At 60.9% G+C, this 20,060-nt stretch carries 21 protein-coding genes; 7 read left to right on the forward strand and 14 right to left on the reverse strand.

Annotation, left to right across the window (positions count from 1 at the left end; translation table 11 throughout):
* Positions 1–50 precede the first annotated feature (50 nt).
* Complete coding sequence (locus HJB84_RS24540; RefSeq protein WP_207580755.1) at positions 51–734, forward strand: DNA alkylation repair protein; 684 nt, start codon at positions 51–53, stop codon at positions 732–734.
* Between the two features lie 51 nt (positions 735–785).
* Here HJB84_RS24540 and HJB84_RS24545 read toward each other — a convergent pair whose 3' ends face one another.
* From HJB84_RS24545 to HJB84_RS24565, 5 genes are all read right to left on the reverse strand, one after another.
* On the reverse strand, positions 786–1,682 hold the full coding sequence (locus tag HJB84_RS24545) for a LysR substrate-binding domain-containing protein (protein WP_207580756.1): 897 nt from the start codon (positions 1,680–1,682) through the stop codon (positions 786–788).
* A gap of 448 nt (positions 1,683–2,130) precedes the next feature.
* Positions 2,131–3,153: a porin gene (locus HJB84_RS24550; RefSeq protein WP_221117154.1), complete on the reverse strand. Its 1,023-nt coding sequence runs from the start codon at positions 3,151–3,153 to the stop codon at positions 2,131–2,133.
* A 771-nt stretch (positions 3,154–3,924) separates the two neighbouring features.
* On the reverse strand, positions 3,925–4,413 hold the full coding sequence (locus HJB84_RS24555; RefSeq protein WP_007629545.1) for an Lrp/AsnC family transcriptional regulator: 489 nt from the start codon (positions 4,411–4,413) through the stop codon (positions 3,925–3,927).
* Between the two features lie 69 nt (positions 4,414–4,482).
* Positions 4,483–5,115: a uracil-DNA glycosylase family protein gene (locus HJB84_RS24560; RefSeq protein ID WP_207580758.1), complete on the reverse strand. Its 633-nt coding sequence runs from the start codon at positions 5,113–5,115 to the stop codon at positions 4,483–4,485.
* Between the two features lie 4 nt (positions 5,116–5,119).
* Positions 5,120–5,677, reverse strand: coding sequence for a thermonuclease family protein (locus HJB84_RS24565; protein WP_207580759.1), 558 nt, complete (start codon positions 5,675–5,677; stop codon positions 5,120–5,122).
* A gap of 106 nt (positions 5,678–5,783) precedes the next feature.
* On the opposite strand from HJB84_RS24565, the gene HJB84_RS24570 reads away from it, so the two are divergent.
* Positions 5,784–7,319, forward strand: a complete 1,536-nt coding sequence (locus HJB84_RS24570) for a HAMP domain-containing sensor histidine kinase (protein WP_221117155.1) — start codon at positions 5,784–5,786, stop codon at positions 7,317–7,319.
* Positions 7,320–7,369: 50 nt separating this feature from the next.
* On the opposite strand, the gene HJB84_RS24575 is transcribed toward HJB84_RS24570, so the two are convergent.
* Together HJB84_RS24575 and cobT are read right to left on the reverse strand one after the other, a co-directional pair.
* Positions 7,370–7,759, reverse strand: coding sequence for a diacylglycerol kinase (locus HJB84_RS24575; RefSeq protein ID WP_221117156.1), 390 nt, complete (start codon positions 7,757–7,759; stop codon positions 7,370–7,372).
* A gap of 225 nt (positions 7,760–7,984) precedes the next feature.
* Positions 7,985–9,001, reverse strand: coding sequence for a nicotinate-nucleotide--dimethylbenzimidazole phosphoribosyltransferase (gene cobT, locus HJB84_RS24580; RefSeq protein WP_164011876.1), 1,017 nt, complete (start codon positions 8,999–9,001; stop codon positions 7,985–7,987).
* Positions 9,002–9,157: 156 nt separating this feature from the next.
* Between cobT and HJB84_RS24585 the strand changes: the two genes are divergently transcribed.
* The 5 genes from HJB84_RS24585 to HJB84_RS24605 all read left to right on the forward strand — a co-directional run bounded on the left by HJB84_RS24585 (position 9,158) and on the right by HJB84_RS24605 (position 12,046).
* The gene (locus HJB84_RS24585) at positions 9,158–9,940 is read left to right on the forward strand and encodes an adenosylcobinamide-GDP ribazoletransferase (RefSeq protein WP_221117157.1); all 783 of its coding nucleotides are present in this window, start codon (positions 9,158–9,160) and stop codon (positions 9,938–9,940) included.
* Positions 9,941–9,958: 18 nt separating this feature from the next.
* Positions 9,959–10,177: a DUF1289 domain-containing protein gene (locus tag HJB84_RS24590; protein ID WP_207580763.1), complete on the forward strand. Its 219-nt coding sequence runs from the start codon at positions 9,959–9,961 to the stop codon at positions 10,175–10,177.
* Positions 10,174–10,875: a TIGR02281 family clan AA aspartic protease gene (locus tag HJB84_RS24595; RefSeq protein ID WP_207580764.1), complete on the forward strand. Its 702-nt coding sequence runs from the start codon at positions 10,174–10,176 to the stop codon at positions 10,873–10,875. Before HJB84_RS24590 ends, HJB84_RS24595 begins: the two co-directional genes overlap by 4 nt.
* A 66-nt stretch (positions 10,876–10,941) precedes the next feature.
* On the forward strand, positions 10,942–11,121 hold the full coding sequence (locus HJB84_RS24600; RefSeq protein WP_221117158.1) for a hypothetical protein: 180 nt from the start codon (positions 10,942–10,944) through the stop codon (positions 11,119–11,121).
* A 1-nt stretch (position 11,122) separates the two neighbouring features.
* Positions 11,123–12,046 carry a LysR family transcriptional regulator gene (locus tag HJB84_RS24605; RefSeq protein ID WP_221117159.1) on the forward strand — a complete coding sequence of 308 codons (924 nt, stop codon included), beginning with the start codon at positions 11,123–11,125 and terminating at the stop codon, positions 12,044–12,046.
* On the opposite strand, the gene HJB84_RS24610 is transcribed toward HJB84_RS24605, so the two are convergent.
* The 7 genes from HJB84_RS24610 to HJB84_RS24640 form a co-directional block, all read right to left on the reverse strand.
* Positions 12,009–12,746 (reverse strand): SDR family oxidoreductase, encoded by a 738-nt coding sequence (locus HJB84_RS24610; protein ID WP_207580768.1) that lies wholly within the window; start codon positions 12,744–12,746, stop codon positions 12,009–12,011. The two genes, HJB84_RS24605 and HJB84_RS24610, sit on opposite strands and share 38 nt — an antisense overlap.
* A gap of 110 nt (positions 12,747–12,856) precedes the next feature.
* Positions 12,857–13,618: an ABC transporter permease gene (locus HJB84_RS24615; RefSeq protein WP_207580769.1), complete on the reverse strand. Its 762-nt coding sequence runs from the start codon at positions 13,616–13,618 to the stop codon at positions 12,857–12,859.
* Entirely contained in the window at positions 13,615–14,541 is a 927-nt protein-coding gene (locus HJB84_RS24620) for an ABC transporter ATP-binding protein (protein WP_207580770.1), read from the reverse strand. Before HJB84_RS24620 ends, HJB84_RS24615 begins: the two co-directional genes overlap by 4 nt.
* Before the next feature lie 503 nt (positions 14,542–15,044).
* Positions 15,045–16,658: a glycoside hydrolase family 43 protein gene (locus HJB84_RS24625; protein ID WP_207580771.1), complete on the reverse strand. Its 1,614-nt coding sequence runs from the start codon at positions 16,656–16,658 to the stop codon at positions 15,045–15,047.
* Positions 16,659–16,913: 255 nt separating this feature from the next.
* Positions 16,914–17,945 (reverse strand): L-glyceraldehyde 3-phosphate reductase, encoded by a 1,032-nt coding sequence (mgrA, locus tag HJB84_RS24630; protein WP_207580772.1) that lies wholly within the window; start codon positions 17,943–17,945, stop codon positions 16,914–16,916.
* Positions 17,946–18,147: 202 nt separating this feature from the next.
* A complete protein-coding gene (locus HJB84_RS24635) occupies positions 18,148–19,281 on the reverse strand; it encodes a Gfo/Idh/MocA family protein (RefSeq protein WP_207580773.1) in 1,134 nt (377 codons plus the stop codon).
* Positions 19,282–19,289: 8 nt separating this feature from the next.
* Entirely contained in the window at positions 19,290–20,051 is a 762-nt protein-coding gene (locus HJB84_RS24640) for a sugar phosphate isomerase/epimerase (protein ID WP_221117160.1), read from the reverse strand.
* Positions 20,052–20,060: the final 9 nt, after the last annotated feature.

Consider the following 20,060-nt stretch of genomic DNA (forward strand, 5'->3'; position numbering starts at 1 on the left):
TGCATGATGCCGAAAACCGCTCACACTTTTCGGCATCATCCTGTAGAAAAATGATCACGCCCGCCTCCGACGCAGCCGAACTGATCGCGCATCTCGAAAAGCTGCGTTCGGAGGAAAATATCGCCGGCATGGCGCGCTTCGGCATTGTCACGAACCGCGCCCTCGGCATATCCAATCCCGATATCAAGGTGGTCGCCAGACTGGCGAAGAAGGATCAAGTCCGGGCAGTTCAGCTCTGGCGAAGCGATATCCGTGAAGCCCGCCTGCTCGCCCTGTACACCGCCGAGCCGAAGCGGCTGACGGCAAACAAAGCCCGGAATTGGGCCAATGATTTCAATTCCTGGGAGATCGTCGATTGCCCCGCCGATCTCTTCATCGAGGCCGCGCTGGACGAGCTCATCCCAGAATTCGCCGACGACGAGCGCGAATTTGTCAAGCGCACTGCCTTCGCCATGATTGCCGGCGCAGCCGTCCATTGCAAAAAGGAGCCCGACGCCACCATCCTTGCCTGGCTGCCGCTGATCAAGGCTCATTCCGGCGACCCTCGAAACTTCGTCCGCAAGGCGGTCAACTGGGCGCTTCGCAGCATCGGAAAGCGCAATCTCGCCTGCCATGCACCGGCGCTGGCCCTCGCAAGAGCCTTGGCCGAAAGCTCTGATAAAACCGCTCGCTGGATCGGCAAGGATGCCAACAGGGAACTGGCCGGCGAAAAGCTGCTGGCACGGCTGCGATAAAGCGGATGCCGGCTTCAAACCTGAAGCCCCTTCTTGGTCAATGCTGCTTCATCAATGCTGCCGGGATTTTTCGACCAGGAAATCGATCAGCACCCGCACAGCCGGCGGCATGCCCTTGGCGGTCGTGAAGACGATATAGAACTGGCTCTCCTCCGACTGCCATTCCGGCAGCACTCGCACCAGCTTGCCAGCCTGGAGATCGGCCTCGCAGGCACTTTCGAGCAAAAGCCCGAAGCCGAGGCCGGCACGGGCCGCGTCGAGGATGGCGGTCATGCTCCGACAGGTCAGCCGCGGCTGATGCCGAATCACCTGTCTGGCGTCATCTGGACCGATCAATTCCCAGGTGTGGAACGACACCCATGACGTCATTGCCAGCGTCGGAAGCTCGGCGAGCTCGTCCACACAATTCAAGCAGCCGGTGCGCTCGACCAGCGAGGGACTTGCGACGAGAATACGCCGCGCCCGGTCAAGCTTGCGCATCGTCAGGCTCGTCTGCGTCTCCGGCTCGTTGGTCGCCCTCACCTCAAGATCGATCCGTTCGTTGATGAGGTCAGCGCGCCGGTCGGAGCCGATGATCTGCAGCTTGATCTTCGGATAGCGCTCCAGGAATTCAGGCAGGATTCCGCCGACCGAAATGTCGACGAGACCGAGAGGGCAGCCCATCCGCACCACGCCTTGCGGGTCGGATTGAGCCTCGCTGACGATTGATTTGGCGCGGTCGGCCTCCTGCAAGATGGTCTGGCATCTTTCGTAGAAAGCCTGGCCGATCTCTGTCACCCGGAAGTGACGAGTCGAGCGTTCTATAAGCCTTGCGCCAAGCCCGTCCTCAAGGCGGCTGACCCGCCTGCTCAACTTCGATCGCGGTATCTTCAGATCGCGACTTGCAGAAGCGAAGCCGCCGCTGGAGACGACAGCGGCGAAATAATAGTAGTCGTTGAGATCGTCCATACAAGCTGCCCGAGAGAAGGAAATGAATGCCAGCCCCCTGCAAGGGGTTGTATCGTCTCTCCAACAAAGCTGTAATCACATTGTCGGCATTGGACTTTCTTTTCACGACCTGTTGCGGCCAAGCCTGGCGAGGCCGACTACGAGAAAGGACCAATAGCTCCCTTACGGTGATGCTATCGATCAATCCAGCTCGCTTGAAAATTGAAAAAGGGAGTGCCTCGAGAGACGGTCCACGCAAGAAGCCGGCGTGCAATACGCAACATCCGCTCCGGTTCACCTGAAAAGGCTGTGCTGAAAGACTGCCTTGAAGACTGCACGTCAAAAACGCTGCAAGGACGGCCCGGCAGGGAAGACCGGACCCGTCCCCGTAGCTGATCGGAGGTCACTCGGATCAGAAACTGATTTGAAGTGCCCCCGGCCCGAAGGCCGGGAGCATTCACTAAGTTGATTAGAACGAACGCTGCAGACGGAAGTAGCCCGTCGTGGAGTCGTCGCCATCATCCGGATCGAGGTACTGAACCGAAGCCTTGGCGTAGAAGTTGTCGACGATCTGGTAATCAACTGTCAGACCGACTTTCCAAGCATCGCCGAGACCGTCGAAGTCATCCGGAACGGCCTTGTCGCCACCGAAGTAGTTGCCGTAGTACTGAACGGCCGGGGTGATCTTCAGCTTGTCGGTTGCCTTGATGGCGTATTCGGCTGCAATAGCCCATTCAGCCGAGGAGTAGTAGGAGTTTGGTCCGGAAGAGTATACGCCAGCGAGGCCGAGCGTGCCGGGGCCGATTTCAACCGTACCCATAGCGCGGATTGCGCCGTCTTCGTTGTCGAAGTCCCAGCCGCCAGTGACCTGGTAGCTGAAGGCACCAGCCGTGCCGCCGACGCCGAAGGCAACGCCAACGTTGTTTGCTTCTTCGTCGCCCTTGTAAACGCCGTCTTCCAGTTCGTCGACGCTGAGGCCAGCGTAGAAGGTGCCGCTTTCATACTGATAGCGCATGGAGTTGTGGAGCGTTACAACCGAACCGATGTCGTCGGTTTCGCCGGAGAGGCCATCGTCCCACCAGCTGTAGAACAGACCGGCGCGGAAGCCGGCGATGTCGAGGTAAGCGGAGTCGAGCTTGGCTTCCTGATCGGTGGCGTTGTCAGCATTGAACTGCATGACGATGACGCCGGTCAGCGGACCATACTCGGTATCGCTCTTGGCCGTGAACTGAACCTGACCGCGGGTAACCGCATCCCAGTCAGAATCGCCGCCGACATCTTCGCCAACGTTGACCTGGAAACGGATGTAGCCTTCGATCTTGAGGCAGGTTTCGGTGCCCGGGATGTAGAAGTAGCCGGTGCCGTAAGCGTCGCAGACGCGAACGTATTCAACCGGTTCCGGCTCAGCAGCAACGATAGCGTCAGCTGCAAGAACCGGCGTCGATGCAGCAAATGCTGCTGCTGATGCAAGCAAAACCATTCTGATGTTCATTTACCAATCCATTCCTTTGTCGATCGGGGCTGGCTTCCAATCGGATAGTCGATTTGAAGCCGGCCCAGTTTGAACAGCCATCTCGGCGTGCGGATCGATCGAACCGCCAAACCGTCATCACATACAAGGCCCTATCAAGCAATTCTCGATACATGCAGGATGGGGCCCCGACAGTAACTTTCACCGGCGACGTGATTTTTATACAACAATTTCAATTATTTAGACCAAACACACGCCAAACGGCTCCGCGACGGAAATCCTCCATCGCAAGCCGCAAACACTACGCCCCATTTTGTCAAATTCTCCACCATCCGACCCCCGTCGAACATACTGGTGAAGCGCACAAACTCTACCGCCGGCTAATGGACACATACAAGGCAGCGGTTTAGAACATGGTGTCCTGAATTCGATTCCAATGAGACAAAATGATGACATGGCGCTCATTGGTTCCATGCAACATACCCCCGTATTCCTTACCAGGCTATGTATTTCGAGAACCTTGGCGCAATTCGAGCGTTTTTTCGCTATTTTCGGGATTTTCTGCAATCGGGTCACAATCTGCTGAGAGCTTTGCCTTTCGGCTCAGTCACTCTTTTCGTGGTCGGATTGTCTCTGCAGCCTCAATCCAAGGGGAATGGGGCTCACGTGCGGCCGCAGTCTGCAAACCATCTTAGTGGGTTTAGATGATTGCCTCGGGCGCCCGCAGGCCACATCTCGAATCAACCTTATTGGGTAGTCTCCCGTGCGATCGCAGATCACACGGGGAGAGCTTCAATCCTCGTTGGATTTGGCATTATCGAGAAGCATATAGTCGAGCGGCAACTGCGTCGAATACTTGATCTGCTCCATCGCGAAGGCGGAGGAGACGTCGCGAATCTCGATCTTGGCGATCATCCGCTTATAAAAAGCGTCATAGGCTGCGATATCGGGCACGACGACTCGCAAGAGATAGTCGACATCGCCGCTCATCCGGTAGAATTCGACTACTTCGGGGAACTCGGCGACCACCTCGGAAAAGCGCCGCAGCCATTCGATCGAATGGGTGGCGGTGCGAATCGACACGAAGACGGTGACCTTGGTGTTGACCTTCTCCGGATCAAGGATGGCGACCCGGCGCTTGATGACGCCGTCTTCTTCCATTTTCTGAATGCGCCGCCAGCATGGGGTCGTCGAAAGCCCGACTTTTTTGGCGAGATCGGCCACGGCAAGCGTCGAATCTTCTTGCAGCAGACGCAGTATTTTTCGGTCGAGGCGGTCCATGCGCACAACAGTCCTTTCGAATTATTTTCTTTGTATAACTCGATTCCGCGCGACGAAAAGAATTTTGTTTCAGGAAAGCAGCATTTTCGTTCGATCCTGTAGGATCGGGAGCAATTCTTTCTCGAACCACGGATTGCGCTTCAGCCAGCCGCTGTTGCGCCAGCTGGGATGTGGCAACGGCAGCACCGCCGGCAACCGGTTGGACAGAAGACTGTTACGCCACGCCCGCACCGTCTCGGTCATATTGCCCTGTCTTTCGCCGGCCATATGCCAAGCCTGGGCATATTGGCCGATGACCAGCACCAGTTCGATCTGCGGCATCGCCGAAATCACCCTTCGCCGCCAGAACGGCGCGCATTCGCGACGCGGCGGCAGATCCCCGCCTTTGTCGTCATAGCCGGGAAAGCAGAAGCCCATGGGCACGATGGCGAATCGGTCTCGGTCGTAGAAGCTTGCCCTGTCAACGCCGAGCCATGAACGCAACCGGTCGCCCGAAGCATCGTCGAACGGCAAGCCGCTCTCATGGACCCGAAGCCCGGGCGCCTGCCCGGCGATCAGGATTCGCGCGCTCGATGAGATCACCGCCACCGGCCGCGGCTCGTGCGGCAGCCGATATTCGAGGCCTTTCGCCGGCGTGTCACGACAGATGCGGCAGGAAGCTATCTCCCGCCGCAATGTCTCCAGCTCGGCTTCGTCGGTCATGGCTTCACTCCCATCCGACGATCCGCCTGATAAAGCGCAGCGGGCCATCGAAACCGGAACTCTGGCGCGCATGATCACGCACGTCGCGCGGCCGCTCGAAAGTGCCGGCCCAGAGGCCCGCCTTCGCAGCCTTCGCCTCGGTCTCTTCCCTGGCATAACCGCCATAGGAGATGGCCATGCCCCGGCGCACCATGGCGGCATTGATGTCGCCGCCCGCCCCGCTCCGGCAGATGACAAGCAGCCTGTCATAACGGTCGCGCCGGCTGCCCTGGCAAAGCGTTCCCGATGCCAGGACCAGGCCTTGCAGCGCCTCGCGCGCCGCCCGGCCGCAGGCCCAGGACTCGCCCGCCCGGATACAGCTCTGGTTGAGTTCCGGTGCATCGATGCCTTCCAAGCGCAAACGTTCGTCTCCTAATGTCAGACTGTCGCCGTCGGCAGCATGGAAAGCGCCCGCATGCTCAATTTTTGCTGCATCGTTGAGTTTGGCGGCGATCAGCGCCACGAGCGCCAGCAGGGCAAAAGCGGTCACGCCGTCACGAATCAGGCGCAGGCTCCGTGTCACGCTTTTGCCTCCTTAAAAAACAAATCCTTGGCAAAGATGGCAAACATCTTCTTAAGAATTGTCGGTTAAGCTCTTATCCACCCTGGGATGAAGTTTCAACGTGCACATGAGTACCGGCGTAAGCACATCGACCGACAAGATCATCGTCGACAGGTCGCGCAGCCACCGCAACAAGGCCGTTTCCAAGGCCGTGCGGCAGACGCGCGAACGTCTTCAGTCCGGTCATGCGTCCAATTCCTCCTTCGACCGTGACGTGCTCAAGATGTATGTGGCGTCGATGCTGCAGGGCGCGACGATCATGCCGCTCTTCGTCGTCATCATCACCGCACTTGGCGTTTATTTCACCCAAGATACGCAATTGCTCTTCTGGGCGCTGCTGACGCTCACCTGTCACACCGGCAATATCCTGCTTGCGCGGCGTGCGCGCCAGCAGGAAATCACCCCGGAGAGCGCCCGCAAATGGCACCGCCTGCTGTTGTTCGGCCAATTCCTGCTCGGCTGCTGCTGGGCCATATTCGCGCTGCAGGGTTGCGATATCTGCGAGCCGTCCAGCTTCATTCTTTATAAGGGCGCGACGCTGCTGATCGCACTCTCCGTCACGGCGATGTCAAACTTTATGCTGACGCCGACGGTGCTCGTCTCCTTCGCGCCAGCGGTCCTGGCGCTCGCCGCCAAGAGCGGCCTGTCGCGCGACCTCCTTGAAATCAGCCTGACGGTGCTCTTCACCACCACCCTCGTCTTCTTCAACTATATCAGCGACCGGCTCTTCAAGTCGAGCCTCAGGATCCTCTCCTACCAGTCGGAGAAGGATGACCTCATTGCCGAGCTTGAAGTGGCGAAATCGATGTCGGATGAGGCTCGCCGCCGAGCTGAAGAGGCAAACCTCGCCAAGTCCCGCTTCCTTGCCTCCATGTCACACGAGCTCAGGACCCCGCTCAATGCCATCCTTGGTTTCTCCGAGGTGATGTCGGCCGAAGTCATGGGACCGCTCGCCAATCCGACCTACAAGGAATATGCCGGCGATATCCACCGGTCCGGCCAACATCTGCTTGATCTCATCAACGAGATTCTCGACCTCTCCCGCATCGAAGCCGGCAAGTACGAGCTGAGCGAGGAGGCGATCTCGCTGCTCGATATCACCGAGGATTGCATCGGCATGGTCCAGCTGCGCGCCCGCGCCAAGAACATCGCCATTTCGGATCAATTCGAACGGCAGCTGCCAGCCATCTGGGCAGACGAGAAGTCGATGCGCCAGGTGGTGCTCAACCTTCTCTCCAACGCCGTCAAGTTCACCCCACAGGGCGGCGAAATCCACGTCAAGGTCGGCTGGACGGCCGGCGGCGGGCAGTACATCTCGATCAAGGACAACGGGCCCGGCATTCCGGAGGAAGAGATCCCCGTTGTCCTTTCGGCCTTCGGTCAGGGCTCGATCGCCATTAAGAGCGCCGAACAGGGCACCGGCCTCGGCCTGCCGATCGTCCAGGCGATCCTTGCCAAGCATGACGGACAGTTCCTGCTGAAATCGAAGCTGCGCGAGGGAACCGAAGTGATCGCCATCCTGCCCGCCAGGCGCGTGCTTCAGAGCCTGCCGGCTGTGGAAGAGGCTCAGGCGGTCGCGCGCAAGCGCAAGAGTTTTGCCTGATCAAGCTGGGCACGATGTTCTGATTCAGCCCCGTAGGATTATCGGCCTGATCACGCCGGGCTGAAGAACAGGTGCCTGCCGAGGACGAAGGCGAGATAGAGGCAGCAGGCGGCGATCATGCAGGTCACCGCGAAGGAACCGAGATCCTTGGCATGTTTGCCGACGATCGAAATCTCCGGCGAAATCCGGTCGATCACCTCCTCGACGGCGGTATTCATCGCCTCCATCGAAAAGAGCCCGAGAAACAGAAGCACCGCAACGACGATCTCCCCGGCAGTTGCCCCCACCAATGCCAGCGTCGCGATCGAAACGACGAAAAAACCGAGTTCCTGGCGGAAGGCTGCCTCTTTCATCACGCGCAGGAAGCCCGCCCAGGAATAGCCGGCGGCGGCGGTGAAATGTCGAAATCCAGTCTCTTTCGTCACCGCAGGCTTCGTCAAGACGCCTCTCTCCTCTTGCAGACTGGGAAAGACTTTGCCTTCCCTTGATGACTCGCAGGTACCCAATCCATTTGATCGGCGCAAGCCAACCCGAGAGCGGATCGGCGACCGACCACTCGCACCAAAGCGCGTCGCGATCTTTCAGATTCGCTTCTCGCGCTTTAGGTCTTTGTTTTTACGCATGTCGCTATCGCAAAACCGCGGCACACTTTTGCGCGACATTCTTTAATGCTTATTCGTGACACCCGCCTGGGCGAAGGTCGCCATGCCGGAATGGCAGGCGGCAGCGGCCTTGACGATCCCTGCGGCAAGCGCTGCCCCGGTGCCTTCGCCGAGCCGCATGCCGAGCGCCAGAAGCGGCGTCTTGCCGAGCATCTCGATCGAGCGCAGATGTCCGGGTTCGCCGGAGACATGGCCGATCAGGCAATGATCGAGCGCGGACGGATTGGCAGCTTTCAGGATTGCCGCCGCCGCGGTCGCAACATAACCGTCGATCAGCACAGGAATGCGTTCCATGCGGGCGGCGAGAATGGCCCCGGCCATCGCCGCGATCTCGCGGCCGCCAAGCCGCCGCATGATCTCGAGCGGATCATCGAGGTGATCGCCATGCAACGCCACTGCCTTTTCCACCGCCGCGATCTTGCGCTCCAGCATCTCGCCTGCGGAACCGGTGCCGGGCCCAACCCAGTCTCGCGCCGAACCACCGTAGAGCGCATAGTTGATGGCCGCCGCGATCGTCGTATTGCCGATGCCCATTTCGCCGATGCACAGCAGGTCGGTGCCGCCGGCGATCGCCTCCATGCCGAAGGCCATCGTCGCGGCGCAATCGCGCTCGGAAAGCGCTGCCTCTTCGGTGATGTCGCCGGTGGGATAATCCAGCGCCAGGTCGAAGACTTTCAACCCGAGATCATAGGCGACACAGATCTGATTGATCGCAGCCCCCCCGGCCGCAAAGTTCTCGACCATCTGCTGCGTCACTGCCGGCGGAAACGGCGTGATTCCCTGCCTGGTGACGCCGTGATTACCGGCAAAGATCGCCACCAGCGGCCGGTTGACGGCAGGGGTTCGGCCCGTCCAGGCGGCAAGCCAGAAGGCGATTTCCTCGAGCCGTCCGAGCGCGCCCGGCGGCTTGGTCAGTTGCGCGTCACGTTCGCGCGCCGCCACCAGCGCACGGGCATCCGGCCCCGGCAGGTCACGAAGCAGGGTACGGAAATCGTCGAACGGCAGGCCTGAAACGCTCATCTGTGCGGTTTTCCTATGAATCCGGGTATTCTTGTTTTTTTCACGCAAATCAGCTTCTTTGCGGGTCGCAACTCTCTTAAAGCGGGCCGACGAGGCGAACAACTCCAAAAGCGCGCCCGCGACCATACGCCGAAACCTACGGCAGAACGAAGCAGAATGAAGATCAAGGACCTTGCGGTCGATACCGCCCGCGCCGTCGCCTTCCTCAGCCGCATTCCCATGCCGCAATCGCTGTTCAAAGGCTATGACGGCAGGCTCGGCAGACTGGTGCGCGCTTTTCCCTTCGCCGGCATCGTCATCGGCTTCGTCCCCGCGCTTGCCCTCCTCTTGGCTTTGGGGCTGCATGCCGATCCGCTGATGGCGGCCCTGATCGCGCTTTCGATCCAGGTTCTCGCCACCGGCGCGCTGCACGAGGACGGGCTGGCCGATACGGCCGATGGCATTGGCGGCGGCAAGAGCCGCGAGCACAGCCTCGTCATCATGAAGGACAGCCGGATCGGCACCTATGGAGCGATAGTGCTGATCCTCTCCTTCGCGATCCGCGCCGCAGCACTTGCCGCCATCGCCCGCCACGCCTCGCCGCTCACATCGGCCCTTGCCATTCCCGCCGTCGCGGCGCTCAGCCGCGGGGCCATCGCCTGGCACTGGCAGCGGCTGCCGCCGGCAAAGGCCGATGGCGTCGCCGCCTCGACCGGCCAGCCGGACGAGGCGGCGATGCAGTTTGCGCTCGCTTCGGCCGGCTTCGTTGCAGCACTTCTGATCTGGCCTGCCTTCGGCTTGCGGCCGCTGGTCGCAAGCCTGCTTGCCACGGGCATCGCAGGGCTTGCCTTCACCGCATTCATCCGCCGCAGGCTTGCAGGCCACACCGGCGACACGCTGGGCGCGACGCAGCAAATTTGCGAGATCGCCAGCCTTTGCGCCCTTGCCACGGCTCTTTGAAACTCCGATATATCGCTCATGCAAACACCCTGCATTCACCTCTGCTCCCTGGAGCCCGCCACCGGATTTTGCGCCGGATGCGGCCGGACTCTTCAGGAAATCGGCAGCTGGGTGAGCTACTCCGACACCGAGCGAAGAGGGATCATGGCGCTGCTGCCGGCAAGGCTTGCAGGCGCCGCCGCGGTATCGAACCACAGGAAAACGGGCCTTTCCAGCCGGCCGGAGCGGCCTTTATGATCCGTTTGACCGTCTTTCTCGTCGTCATCGGCCTCGGCCTTGCCGTGCTGATCGTCAGCAATGACAGCAGCCGGATCCTCGGCCTGCAGAGCGATGATTTCGGCCGTGTCGTCTATCTGCTGCCGATCGCACTGATGTTGTCGGCCGGCATTTGGGCGAGCCGGCGCAGCATTGGCGAAACAGTGCGCCAGATGATGATCTGGCTGGTCATCATCCTGACGCTCGCGACCGTCTATCTCTATCGCCAGGAAGCACTCGGCGTCGGCAACAGGCTGCTCGCCGGCCTCGTTCCCGGCCGCGCCGTCGTCGTCACCACCAGCGAGGGCGGCCAGGAGATCATTCTGCACAAGCTGCTGAACGGCCATTTCGAAGCCGATGTCGCTGTCAACGGCCAAACGATCCAGATGCTCGTCGATACCGGCGCCAGCATGGTGGCGCTGTCGCGCGAAGATGCCGAGCGGATCGGGATCGATCTCTCCCGCCTCACCTATTCCATGACCATCATGACCGCCAACGGTCGTGGCCGCGCAGCACCCCTCACGCTCGATCAGGTGGCAATCGGCCCGATCGTCCGCGACAATGTCGCAGCCAGCGTCGCCGAGGACGGCCGGCTCGACCAGAGCCTGCTCGGCATGAGCTTTCTGGAAACGCTGGGTTCCCTGCAGATGCAGACCGACGAACTGCGCATGCGCGACTGAGGTCTGGCTTTGACGGGCGCTGCGGCCTCGTGCGACCGATTTTCTTGTGGGTTTAAGCAGAGAAGCGTGGCAATCGCGAAGAATTCAAACACGCTGCTGGTGATCATCCCCTTGCCCCCGCGACCGGTGACAGCAACGCTGGATATTTTTCGTGTTAAAATTGCGGCGCTTCTTAGCCAAACGCTGCTCCATTGCCGGCCGGTCCTCTTTGCTGATATTCTGCGCCTGCGCAATGCCGGAACCTGACATGACTCCACGACAACTGAAGACGTTCCTTGCGGTCATCCACCACGGAAACCTCACCCGCGCCGCCGCCGAGGTCAATCTCGCCCAATCGAGCCTCAGCGATCAGATACAGGCGCTGGAAGAGGAATTGGGCGCCGAGCTCTTTCTCCGATCCCGGCAAGGCGTCATCCCCACGCCGGCAGCAGCAGCCTTGAAGGCCTATGCGGAAGAGATCTTGGCGCTGAATAGCGAGGCGAAGGACGCCGTCCGCTCTGCCGCCGGCAATGCCGAACAATCTGTCATACTGGGCACGCTCGAAACCATCGCCACTGAAAGGCTGGCGCACTGGCTCTCCCTCTTCGGTAGGCAGAACCCCGGCCTTGCTCTCAAACTCAAGGTTGGCGGCAGTAGCGAATTGCATGCGCAATTGCAGCACGGCTCGATCGACGTCGCCTTCACCTTCGATCGCGGCCAGCAGAACGAGCGCTTCGCGACGCGCCGCATCTCCAGCGAGCCGCTGGTGTTGATCGCCGGCCGCAACTCGCAAGCCCAGCCGCCGGCAAGCCTCTTAGCGCTGCGCACCGCCCCGTTCATCGCGACCGCAGCCGGCTGCATCTATCGCCACCTGTTCGATACCGCCTTTGCAGAAGCAGGCTTGAATGCGCCGGCCATTGTCGCGGAAGCCGACAGCGTCGCAACGATCATCCGCCTCGTTGCATCAGGCGCCGGCTACGGCCTAGTCCCGTGTCTCGCGGTCGGGGCGTCCGCTTCGCGCGACGATGTCGTCGAACTGCCTTGGCCGGGCCAACCGCTGGCCGCCTCGCTGGTGATGATGTGGCGGCGCAGGCGGGTTCAGCCGCCGGCGCTCACCCTCCTGCTGCAATCGGCCAGCGAAGAGCTTTCACCGGTCAGACCAGCCGATGCCCGCCTTCGACATGCAGAATAGTGCCTGTGGTGAAACCGTTGCCGATCAGGAAGCGGATCGCATCGGCGATATCTTCCGGCTGGCCGACACGCCCGGCCGGCAGGCGCTGCGCCATCGCCTCGAGCGTTGCCTGCTTGGCGTCACCCGCAACGACGCTCCAGATCGGCGTATCCACCCATCCCGGCGACACGGCATTGATACGGAGCGGTGCCAGTTCGACGGCGAGCGCCCTGACCAGACCTTCGAGTGCCGCATTGACGGCGGCGACCACAGATCCGCGCGCCGCCGGTCGATAGGCCGCGATACCTGACGTAAAGGTGATCGATCCTGACGGCGGCAGATGGGCGGCGCCATATTTCGCCAGCAGCAGCGGCCCGTAGAACTTGCTCTCGACCACCCGTTGCGCTGCGGCAAGCTCGATCGACGGCAGCAACTGATAGGCGCCTTCAATATCGGCGGCCGTGCTGACGATATGGTCGACCGGTCCGCTATCCCGAAACAGCGCCGCGACCTCCTCCTCCCGCGATATATCGACAGCGCACGCCCCGAGTTTCGGATGGTCGCCGAGCTGGCGGCAAGCCGCCGCAAGCCTCTCTTTATTGCGCCCGGCGATCGTCACCGACGCCCCCTCATCGAGCAGGCGCCTAGCAAGCGCCAATCCCATGCCCGAGCTGCCGCCGACGATCAACACCTTCGCACCTTCGATCCTGATTTTAGTCATCTCGCATCTCCATTTGAATGAGAGAGCAGATGCCTCGGGTCGAAGCGGAAGAAAAACGGAAGAAACCGATAGCATCATCGGCTTTCCCGATGATGCTATTCAGGAAGCGATCAATTGCGCAGCCGGTAGCCGGTCTTGAAGATCCAGCCGAGTGTTCCCAGGCAGATCATCAGGAATACCGTGATCATCGCCAGGCTGATCGCCGGGTTGACATCGGCGATCCCGTAAAAACTCCAGCGGAAGCCGCTGACGAGATAGAGCACCGGATTGAGGTGGCTGACCGCCTGCCAGAACGGCGGCAGCATATTGACCGAATAGAAGCTGCCGCCAAGGAAGGTCAGCGGCGGCACGACCAGCATGGGAATGAGGTTCAGCTGTTCAAAATTGCCGGCCCAGATGCCGATCATGAAGCCGAACAGGCTGAAGGTGATTGCCGTCAGCAGGAAGAACAGGATCATCATGAAGGGATGTTCGATCCTGACATCGACGAAGAGATTGGCTGTCAGGAGGATGATGAAGCCGATGAGCATCCCCTTGGTTGCCGCCGCCCCGACATAACCGAGCAGAATCTCCGTCATCGCCACCGGCGCCGACAGCACCTCATAGATCGTGCCGGTGAATTTCGGGAAATAGATCCCGAAGGAGCCGTTGCTGATGCATTGGCCGAGCAGCGTCAGCATGATGAGGCCCGGCGTGATGAAGGCGCCGTAGGATACGCCCTCCACCTCCTGGATGCGCGAGCCGACCGCGGCGCCAAAGACGATGAAATAGAGCGAGGTCGAAATGACGGGCGAGATGACGCTTTGCAGCAGCGTGCGGCGCGTGCGCGCCATCTCGAAGAAATAGATCGATTTGATCGCCTCGACGTTCATTTGTCTGCTCCTACCAGCGCCACGAAGATGTCTTCCAGCGTGCTCTGCCGCGTCGAGAGATCCTTGAAATGGATATTGTTTTCACCCAGCCGGGTCAGCAGCGTCGCGATGCTCTCCTGCTCGTTGTCGGCGTCGAAATCGTAAGTCAGCCGGCTGCCGCCGACTTCCAGTGTCAGTCCGTTGCCGGCAAAACAATCCGGAAGCCGCTCGAGCGGCTCGGTGAGATCGAGAATCAGCTGCTTGCGGCCGAGCTTGGCCATCAGCGCCACCTTGTCTTCGACGAGCAGCAATTGGCCGCCATTGATCACACCGACGCGGTCGGCGATCTCCTCGGCCTCCTCGATATAATGGGTGGTCAGGATGATGGTGACGCCCGAGGCCCGAAGCTCCTGAACGACATTCCACATGTCCTTGCGCAGCGTCACGTCGACGCCGGCGGTCGGCTCGTCGAGGAAAAGGATATCCGGCTCATGCGAGAGCGCCTTGGCGATCAACACTCGCCGCTTCATGCCGCCCGACAGCTGGCGCAGCATATTGTCCTTCTTGTCCCAGAGCGAAAGTGCGCGCAGCACCTTCTCGATATGGGCGGGATTGGCTTTCTTGCCGTGCAGCCCGCGCGAGAAACTGACTGTATTGAACACCGTCTCGAACTGATCGGTGGTCAGCTCCTGCGGCACCAGCCCGATCATTCCGCGGGTGGCGCGGAAATCCTTCACGACATCGTGGCCGGCGACCAGCACCTGGCCGCCGCTCGGATTGGCGATGCCGCAGATGATCGAAATCAACGTCGTCTTGCCCGCACCGTTCGGCCCGAGCAGCGCCAGGATCTCGCCCTTCTCGACGTCGAGGTTGATGCCTTTCAGGGCCTCGAACCCATTGGCGTAGGTCTTGGTGAGATTCTGAACGGATATGATGGGGGCCATGCGATACTCTTGCGGATTCTCAGATGTTACTTTTGGCCCGCTATATAGGCCCTTCATGACGCTTTGACATCCTTGGAGACGTGAACACAGCATTCGCGCCCTGCTAACACCATGGCCGTTAACGCAGCCGGCCCGCCGACATAGCCGGCATCGGATCTTTGAAACGAGCTGATCCCTTCGGCGAAAAGAAAGACAGCAGCCGGTTTCGGATGTCATCATCCGGTGATCTTGATGTCCGATAAGAAAGCCGAGGCCAGCACGGCATCCGCCCCGCCGCCCACCCTTTTGCGGAGCCGTCTCCGGTGTTCTCGTTGCACCCTTTTTCGCTGCCTCGGCATGTAGTGAAAGTTATTGTTCAGTCACGAAGTGCTTGGAACCGGCCAGCATCCCCTGTTCAGCCGCGTTCGTCTTAGCCGGCCTTGCGCCGGCTTTCTTTTTGCGTGCGGGGCGTAGGCCAAAGGCCGGAGCCTCGAAGGACGAGGGCGGGTGGCAGGAAGTGCCCCTCACAACTCGTCATAATTGAACCAGTCGAAATCCGCGACCTTCCCTCGCCCCGACGTATCGAAGGCAAACACACCGGCAAAGGCGCCGGTGAAGGAGCCGTGTTCGCCGCGTCCGCCTTCGTCGGAAATCATGCCGGCGTCGAGGACCGGACCGATCGGCTGCCAGGCGCCCTTGCCTTCGGTCTGCCAGAAGAATTGCAGGTCGTTCTCGCGGATTTCCATGGCGAGCTGCACGCGGCCCTCGGCAGCGATCGCCACACCGCTTTCGGCCGGAAAGCTCAAGCGGCCGTTCGGATAGTCGCCGTTGCAGGAGAGGATTGTCACGCAACGGCCGAGTGTTTCGTGCAGCGTTACCGCGACGGCGTGAAATTTATGGCGGTTATAGTAGTGCGTCAGCCCTGCCACTTGCTGATAGGTGTCGGGCGAGAACTCGACCACGGTTTCGGCGCGGAAGCTGTGATGTTCCTGTCGACGGGCGACCAGCGACTGCTCGAACCAGGAGCCGATGCTTTCGCGCGCAATCAGCCTGAGATGGCCCGGGCGGTCCGTCAGGTTGAAGATGCGCGCGGGCTCGGGCGTGCGCAGCCATTGGAAATCGGCAGGCAGCGCGCCGCCGTCGAAGCTGTATTCGCTGCGCATCGGCCTTTCCGCAGGCACGGCATTAAAAAGGCCCGGCACATCGACATCGGGCACTGAGGTGCCATTTTCGAGATAGAGCCAGTCGTCGTCGCGCCAGACGCATTTCTGTAAGGATGTCTCTCGCCCCAGCGTGCAGCGCCGCTTCGGCGGCAGCGGCCGGCCGCAAAGATGGGTGTGATAGGCCTCACCGTCTGATGTTTCGACATATTGGCCGTGCCCTGCCCGCTGCAGCACCGCGCCCGGATGGTCCTTGGAGGTGATAAGATGCATGTTCGGATGCATCTCATAGGGTCCGTCGATGTTGCGCGAGCGCGCCATGGTGACGGCGTGGTCGTAACCGGTGCCACCCTCGGCGGTGGTCAGATAATACCAGCCGTTCTTCTTGAAGAGATGAGGGCCCTCGACGAGGCCGAGCGGGCTGCCGGCGAAGATATTCTTGATCGGCCCCGTCAGCGCCTTCGTCGCCGGGTCCCATTCCTGCAGCAGGATGCCATCGAAGGCCGGCGATTTTGGCGAGCCGCCATAGCTCTCGGTGCGGTGGTTCCATTGCATGTTGAGGAACCACTTGCGGCCGTCATCGTCGTGGAACAGCGAGGGATCGAAGCCGGAGGAGTTGACATAGACGGGATCCGACCATTCGGCCTCGATCGAGGGCGCCGTCACGATGTAGTTCGGCGCATCCTTGAAACTGCCGTCGAAACGCTTGACATCGGTATAGACCAGCCAGAACTGCCCGTCGGCATAGGAAAGACACGGCGCCCAGATGCCGCAGCTGTCGGGATTGCCGCGCATGTCGAGCTGTGATCGGCGCTCCAGCGGCCGGCGCACCAGCGTCCAGTTCACCAGGTCGCGCGAATGGTGGATCTGCACGCCGGGATACCATTCGAATGTCGAGGTGGCGATGTAGTAATCCGCGCCGACGCGGCAGATCGACGGATCGGGGTTGAACCCCGGCAGGATGGGATTGCGGATCATGGGCGGCTCCTCCGAGGTTATTGTTGTGGTACGTACGTCAGAAGTGGGCCGGGATATGTCACCAATTCGTCCTCCACCCTCATCTCTGTGCTCGTTACAGAGATCCAGCCAGCCCAAGTTCTTGGGCTGAAAGAACTCTCTTCGCCGCGCCGACGCGCGGCGGCTGGATTTCTGTGACATCCCTCGGGCAAAGCCCTGAGGTCACAGGAATGAGGGAGTTGGCGGAAGTGTCCTGCAAACTCCGGCTCGACCTTCCTATTCCCGTTCCGCCGACTTCGCCCAAAGATTGATATCCGCCTCACGGGCATAGACGTCGATCTCGGCAAGCTCCTCGGCCGCGAATTCAAGATTATCCAGCGCCTTGACGCAATCGACGATCTGCGACGAGCGGCTGGCGCCGATCAGCGCTGAGGTCACGCGTCCGCCGCGCAGCACCCAGGCGATCGCCATCTGCGCCAGGGTCTGGCCGCGTCTTTCGGCGATCTCGTTGAGCTTGCGGATATTGTCGATGATCGAAGGACGGATGTAGTCCCTCTTGAGAAAATGGTTCTGCGCCGCACGGCTATCTTCGGGAATGCCGCCGAGATATTTCGTCGTCAGCATGCCCTGGGCAAGCGGCGAGAACACGATCGAGCCCATGCCGACCTCATCGAGCGTATCGAGCAGCCGGTCGTTCTCGACCCAGCGGTTGAGCATCGAATAGCTCGGCTGATGGATCAGACACGGCGTGCCGAGATCCTTGAGGATCGCGGCGGCTTCGCGCGTCCGCTGCGAATTATAGGAGGAGATGCCGACATAGAGCGCCCGGCCGGAACGGACGATATAGTCGAGCGCGCCGCAGGTTTCTTCGAGCGGCGTGTCCGGGTCGAAACGGTGTGAATAGAAAATATCGACATAGTCGAGGCCCATGCGCTTCAGGCTCTGGTCGCAGGAGGCGATCAGGTATTTTCGGCTGCCCCACTCGCCATAGGGTCCCGGCCACATGTCGTAACCGGCCTTGGACGAGATGATCAGCTCGTCGCGAAGCCCGGAAAATTCGGTGCGCAGGATCTCGCCGAAGGCGGTCTCGGCGCTGCCGGGAGGCGGACCGTAATTGTTGGCGAGGTCGAAATGGGTAATGCCGAGATCGAAGGCGGTGCGGCACATGTCGATCTTGCGGTCATGCGACGTGTCGCCGCCGAAATTGTGCCAGAGGCCGAGCGAGACGGCCGGCAGCTTCAGGCCGGAGCGGCCCGTGCGGTTGTATTTCATTTTCGAATAACGGTCTGCGGCTGGTTGCCAGCTCATGAGACTCTCCTTGCTAAAATATCGGTCTTGATGGTCCGCGAGTGCCTGCTTCATACACCACAAGCGATTTTGGCGAACACCCTGTACTTTCGTCACGCTCGGCCTCGTGCCGAACATCTGCCGCGCTGTTTGCAGATCCTCGGCACAAGGCCGAGGATGACGAGTTGGACGGGTGCCGGGCAGACCCCCGGGCATCACCCTATCACTTCAACAGCGCCTGCGCCTCTTCGATGCCAAGCGCGGCCGGCTGGGTGCAGGTCGTGCTCAGGTCGATGAAACGGCCTTCCTCGCCCGATTTCAGGATCGAGGTCATGACGTCGACGCCGTGCAGGGTGCGGTCGAGTGAGCAGCGCGCGTCGCGGCCCTCGATCAGTGCCATCGCCATGTCGGCAAGACCGGCGGTGCGGTAATTGGCGCGCGATCCGTTCGGGCTTTCCTGGTTGATCTTGCCGAACGGATGCTCCCAGGCGTCGAGCGGCTTGATCTCCTTGTCGCGGCCGCTTGCCTCGACAACACCACCGAAGAAGTTCGGATCCGGCACGTAGAGCGAGCCGTCGGTGCCGTAGAGCTCCATGTTGGCATGACGATGCGACCAGACGTCCCAGCTCGCCGTCAGCGTCACGGTGGCGCCGTTGACGAATTCGAGCAGCGCCTGGATCGTCGTCGGCGTCTTGACCGGGATAAGCTCGCCGTTGCGCGGCTGGCTGGTGATCGTCCGGGTCGGCGACGCCATCGAGGTCATGCCGCCGACACGTTTGACCGGGCCGATCAGGTTGATCAGGTTGGCGATGTAATAAGGGCCGAGATCGAGGATCGGGCCGCCCCCCGGCAGGAAGAAGAAATCCGGGTTCGGATGCCACATTTCCATGCCGGGGCTCATCACGTAGCAGGCGCCCGACGTCACCCGGCCGATGCCGCCGTCGTCGATGAACTTGCGGGCGAGCTGATGGGCGCCGCCGAGGAAAGTGTCCGGCGCGCAGCCGACGGCAAGGTTCTTTGCCTTGGCGATGCGGCGAAGCTCCTCGCCCTCTTCGAGTGAAAGCACCAGCGGCTTTTCGGAATAGACGTGTTTTCCGGCCTCGAGGATCGCCTTCGACACGCGGAAATGCGCATCCGGGATCGTCAGGTTGACGACGACGTCGATCTCGTCATTGGCGAGAAGCGCGTCGATCGTCTGCGCTTTGACGCCATATTCCTTGGCGCGCGCCTCGGCCGCCTGGACGTTGATATCGGCGCAGGCCAGCACCTTCAGCCCTCTGAAGAGCGGTGCCAGCGAAAAGTAGGTGGTGGAGATGTTGCCGCATCCGATGATGCCGACGCCAAGTTCCCTGGTCATGATGTGCCTCAATAAGTCTGGAAGGATGCAATCGAGCGGCTGATATTGCGGTCGATATCTTTAGGGTTGTCATGTTCGACGACGAAGTGTTTGGCCTTGGTGGCGCGTAGCGCCGCCATCAGCTTCGCCCACTCGACCTTGCCGTGGCCGACATCGGCCCAGCCGTCCTCATCCGTCGCTTCGCCGGCCGGCGCGATGTCCTTGACGTGCACGGCGGTGATGCGCGGTCCGAGCTTTTCGACCCAGGCGAAGGGATCGCCGCCGCCGCGGATGACCCAAGCGATGTCGGCTTCCCAGGAAATGTCAGGCGCGCCTTCGAAGATGCGCTCGATCGGCCGCGAGCCGTCCTGCAGCTTGAAGAATTCGAAGTCATGATTGTGCCAGCCGAATTCGTAGCCGGCATCCTTATAGGGCTTGCTCATCTCCTGCAGGCGCTTGCCGAAGGCGACCCAGCCGGCGGCGTCGGAGGGGCGCTGGTCGGCGGCCAGATGCGGCGCATAGATCGAATCCATGCCGAGAATCTTGGCAATGTTCAGCGACTTCTGCACGTCCTTCTCCAGGAAATCAGGGCTGAAATGACCGGTCGCCATGAGCAGGCCGTTCTTGTCGAGATCGGCGCGAAGGCTGTTCAGGCCGGCATCGTCGAGATCGGCATAGATGCCGCCGAAGCCCTCGACCTCGGCATAACCTGCCTTGCCAAGCTTTTCGAAAATCGCCGAATAGGGCTGGAAGTTGCGGGCGCTATAAAGCTGGTAGCTGAGTTTCGTCATCATGTTCTC

Source organism: Rhizobium sp. NZLR1b (assembly GCF_019685155.1).
Classification (GTDB): domain Bacteria; phylum Pseudomonadota; class Alphaproteobacteria; order Rhizobiales; family Rhizobiaceae; genus Rhizobium.

What these genes read in the sequence shown, in the direction of transcription:
- HJB84_RS24595 (WP_207580764.1), top strand. Translation starts at nt 10,174, where the DNA reads ATGATCCGTTTGACCGTCTTTCTCGTCGTCATCGGCCTCGGCCTTGCC.
- HJB84_RS24610 (WP_207580768.1), bottom strand. Translation starts at nt 12,746, where the DNA reads ATGACTAAAATCAGGATCGAAGGTGCGAAGGTGTTGATCGTCGGCGGC.
- mgrA (WP_207580772.1), bottom strand. Translation starts at nt 17,945, where the DNA reads ATGAGCTGGCAACCAGCCGCAGACCGTTATTCGAAAATGAAATACAAC.
- HJB84_RS24605 (WP_221117159.1), top strand. Translation starts at nt 11,123, where the DNA reads ATGACTCCACGACAACTGAAGACGTTCCTTGCGGTCATCCACCACGGA.
- HJB84_RS24540 (WP_207580755.1), top strand. Translation starts at nt 51, where the DNA reads ATGATCACGCCCGCCTCCGACGCAGCCGAACTGATCGCGCATCTCGAA.
- HJB84_RS24550 (WP_221117154.1), bottom strand. Translation starts at nt 3,153, where the DNA reads ATGAACATCAGAATGGTTTTGCTTGCATCAGCAGCAGCATTTGCTGCA.
- HJB84_RS24615 (WP_207580769.1), bottom strand. Translation starts at nt 13,618, where the DNA reads ATGAACGTCGAGGCGATCAAATCGATCTATTTCTTCGAGATGGCGCGC.
- HJB84_RS24570 (WP_221117155.1), top strand. Translation starts at nt 5,784, where the DNA reads ATGAGTACCGGCGTAAGCACATCGACCGACAAGATCATCGTCGACAGG.
- HJB84_RS24545 (WP_207580756.1), bottom strand. Translation starts at nt 1,682, where the DNA reads ATGGACGATCTCAACGACTACTATTATTTCGCCGCTGTCGTCTCCAGC.
- HJB84_RS24640 (WP_221117160.1), bottom strand. Translation starts at nt 20,051, where the DNA reads ATGACGAAACTCAGCTACCAGCTTTATAGCGCCCGCAACTTCCAGCCC.
- HJB84_RS24555 (WP_007629545.1), bottom strand. Translation starts at nt 4,413, where the DNA reads ATGGACCGCCTCGACCGAAAAATACTGCGTCTGCTGCAAGAAGATTCG.
- HJB84_RS24635 (WP_207580773.1), bottom strand. Translation starts at nt 19,281, where the DNA reads ATGACCAGGGAACTTGGCGTCGGCATCATCGGATGCGGCAACATCTCC.
- HJB84_RS24620 (WP_207580770.1), bottom strand. Translation starts at nt 14,541, where the DNA reads ATGGCCCCCATCATATCCGTTCAGAATCTCACCAAGACCTACGCCAAT.
- HJB84_RS24560 (WP_207580758.1), bottom strand. Translation starts at nt 5,115, where the DNA reads ATGACCGACGAAGCCGAGCTGGAGACATTGCGGCGGGAGATAGCTTCC.
- cobT (WP_164011876.1), bottom strand. Translation starts at nt 9,001, where the DNA reads ATGAGCGTTTCAGGCCTGCCGTTCGACGATTTCCGTACCCTGCTTCGT.
- HJB84_RS24625 (WP_207580771.1), bottom strand. Translation starts at nt 16,658, where the DNA reads ATGATCCGCAATCCCATCCTGCCGGGGTTCAACCCCGATCCGTCGATC.
- HJB84_RS24585 (WP_221117157.1), top strand. Translation starts at nt 9,158, where the DNA reads ATGAAGATCAAGGACCTTGCGGTCGATACCGCCCGCGCCGTCGCCTTC.
- HJB84_RS24590 (WP_207580763.1), top strand. Translation starts at nt 9,959, where the DNA reads ATGCAAACACCCTGCATTCACCTCTGCTCCCTGGAGCCCGCCACCGGA.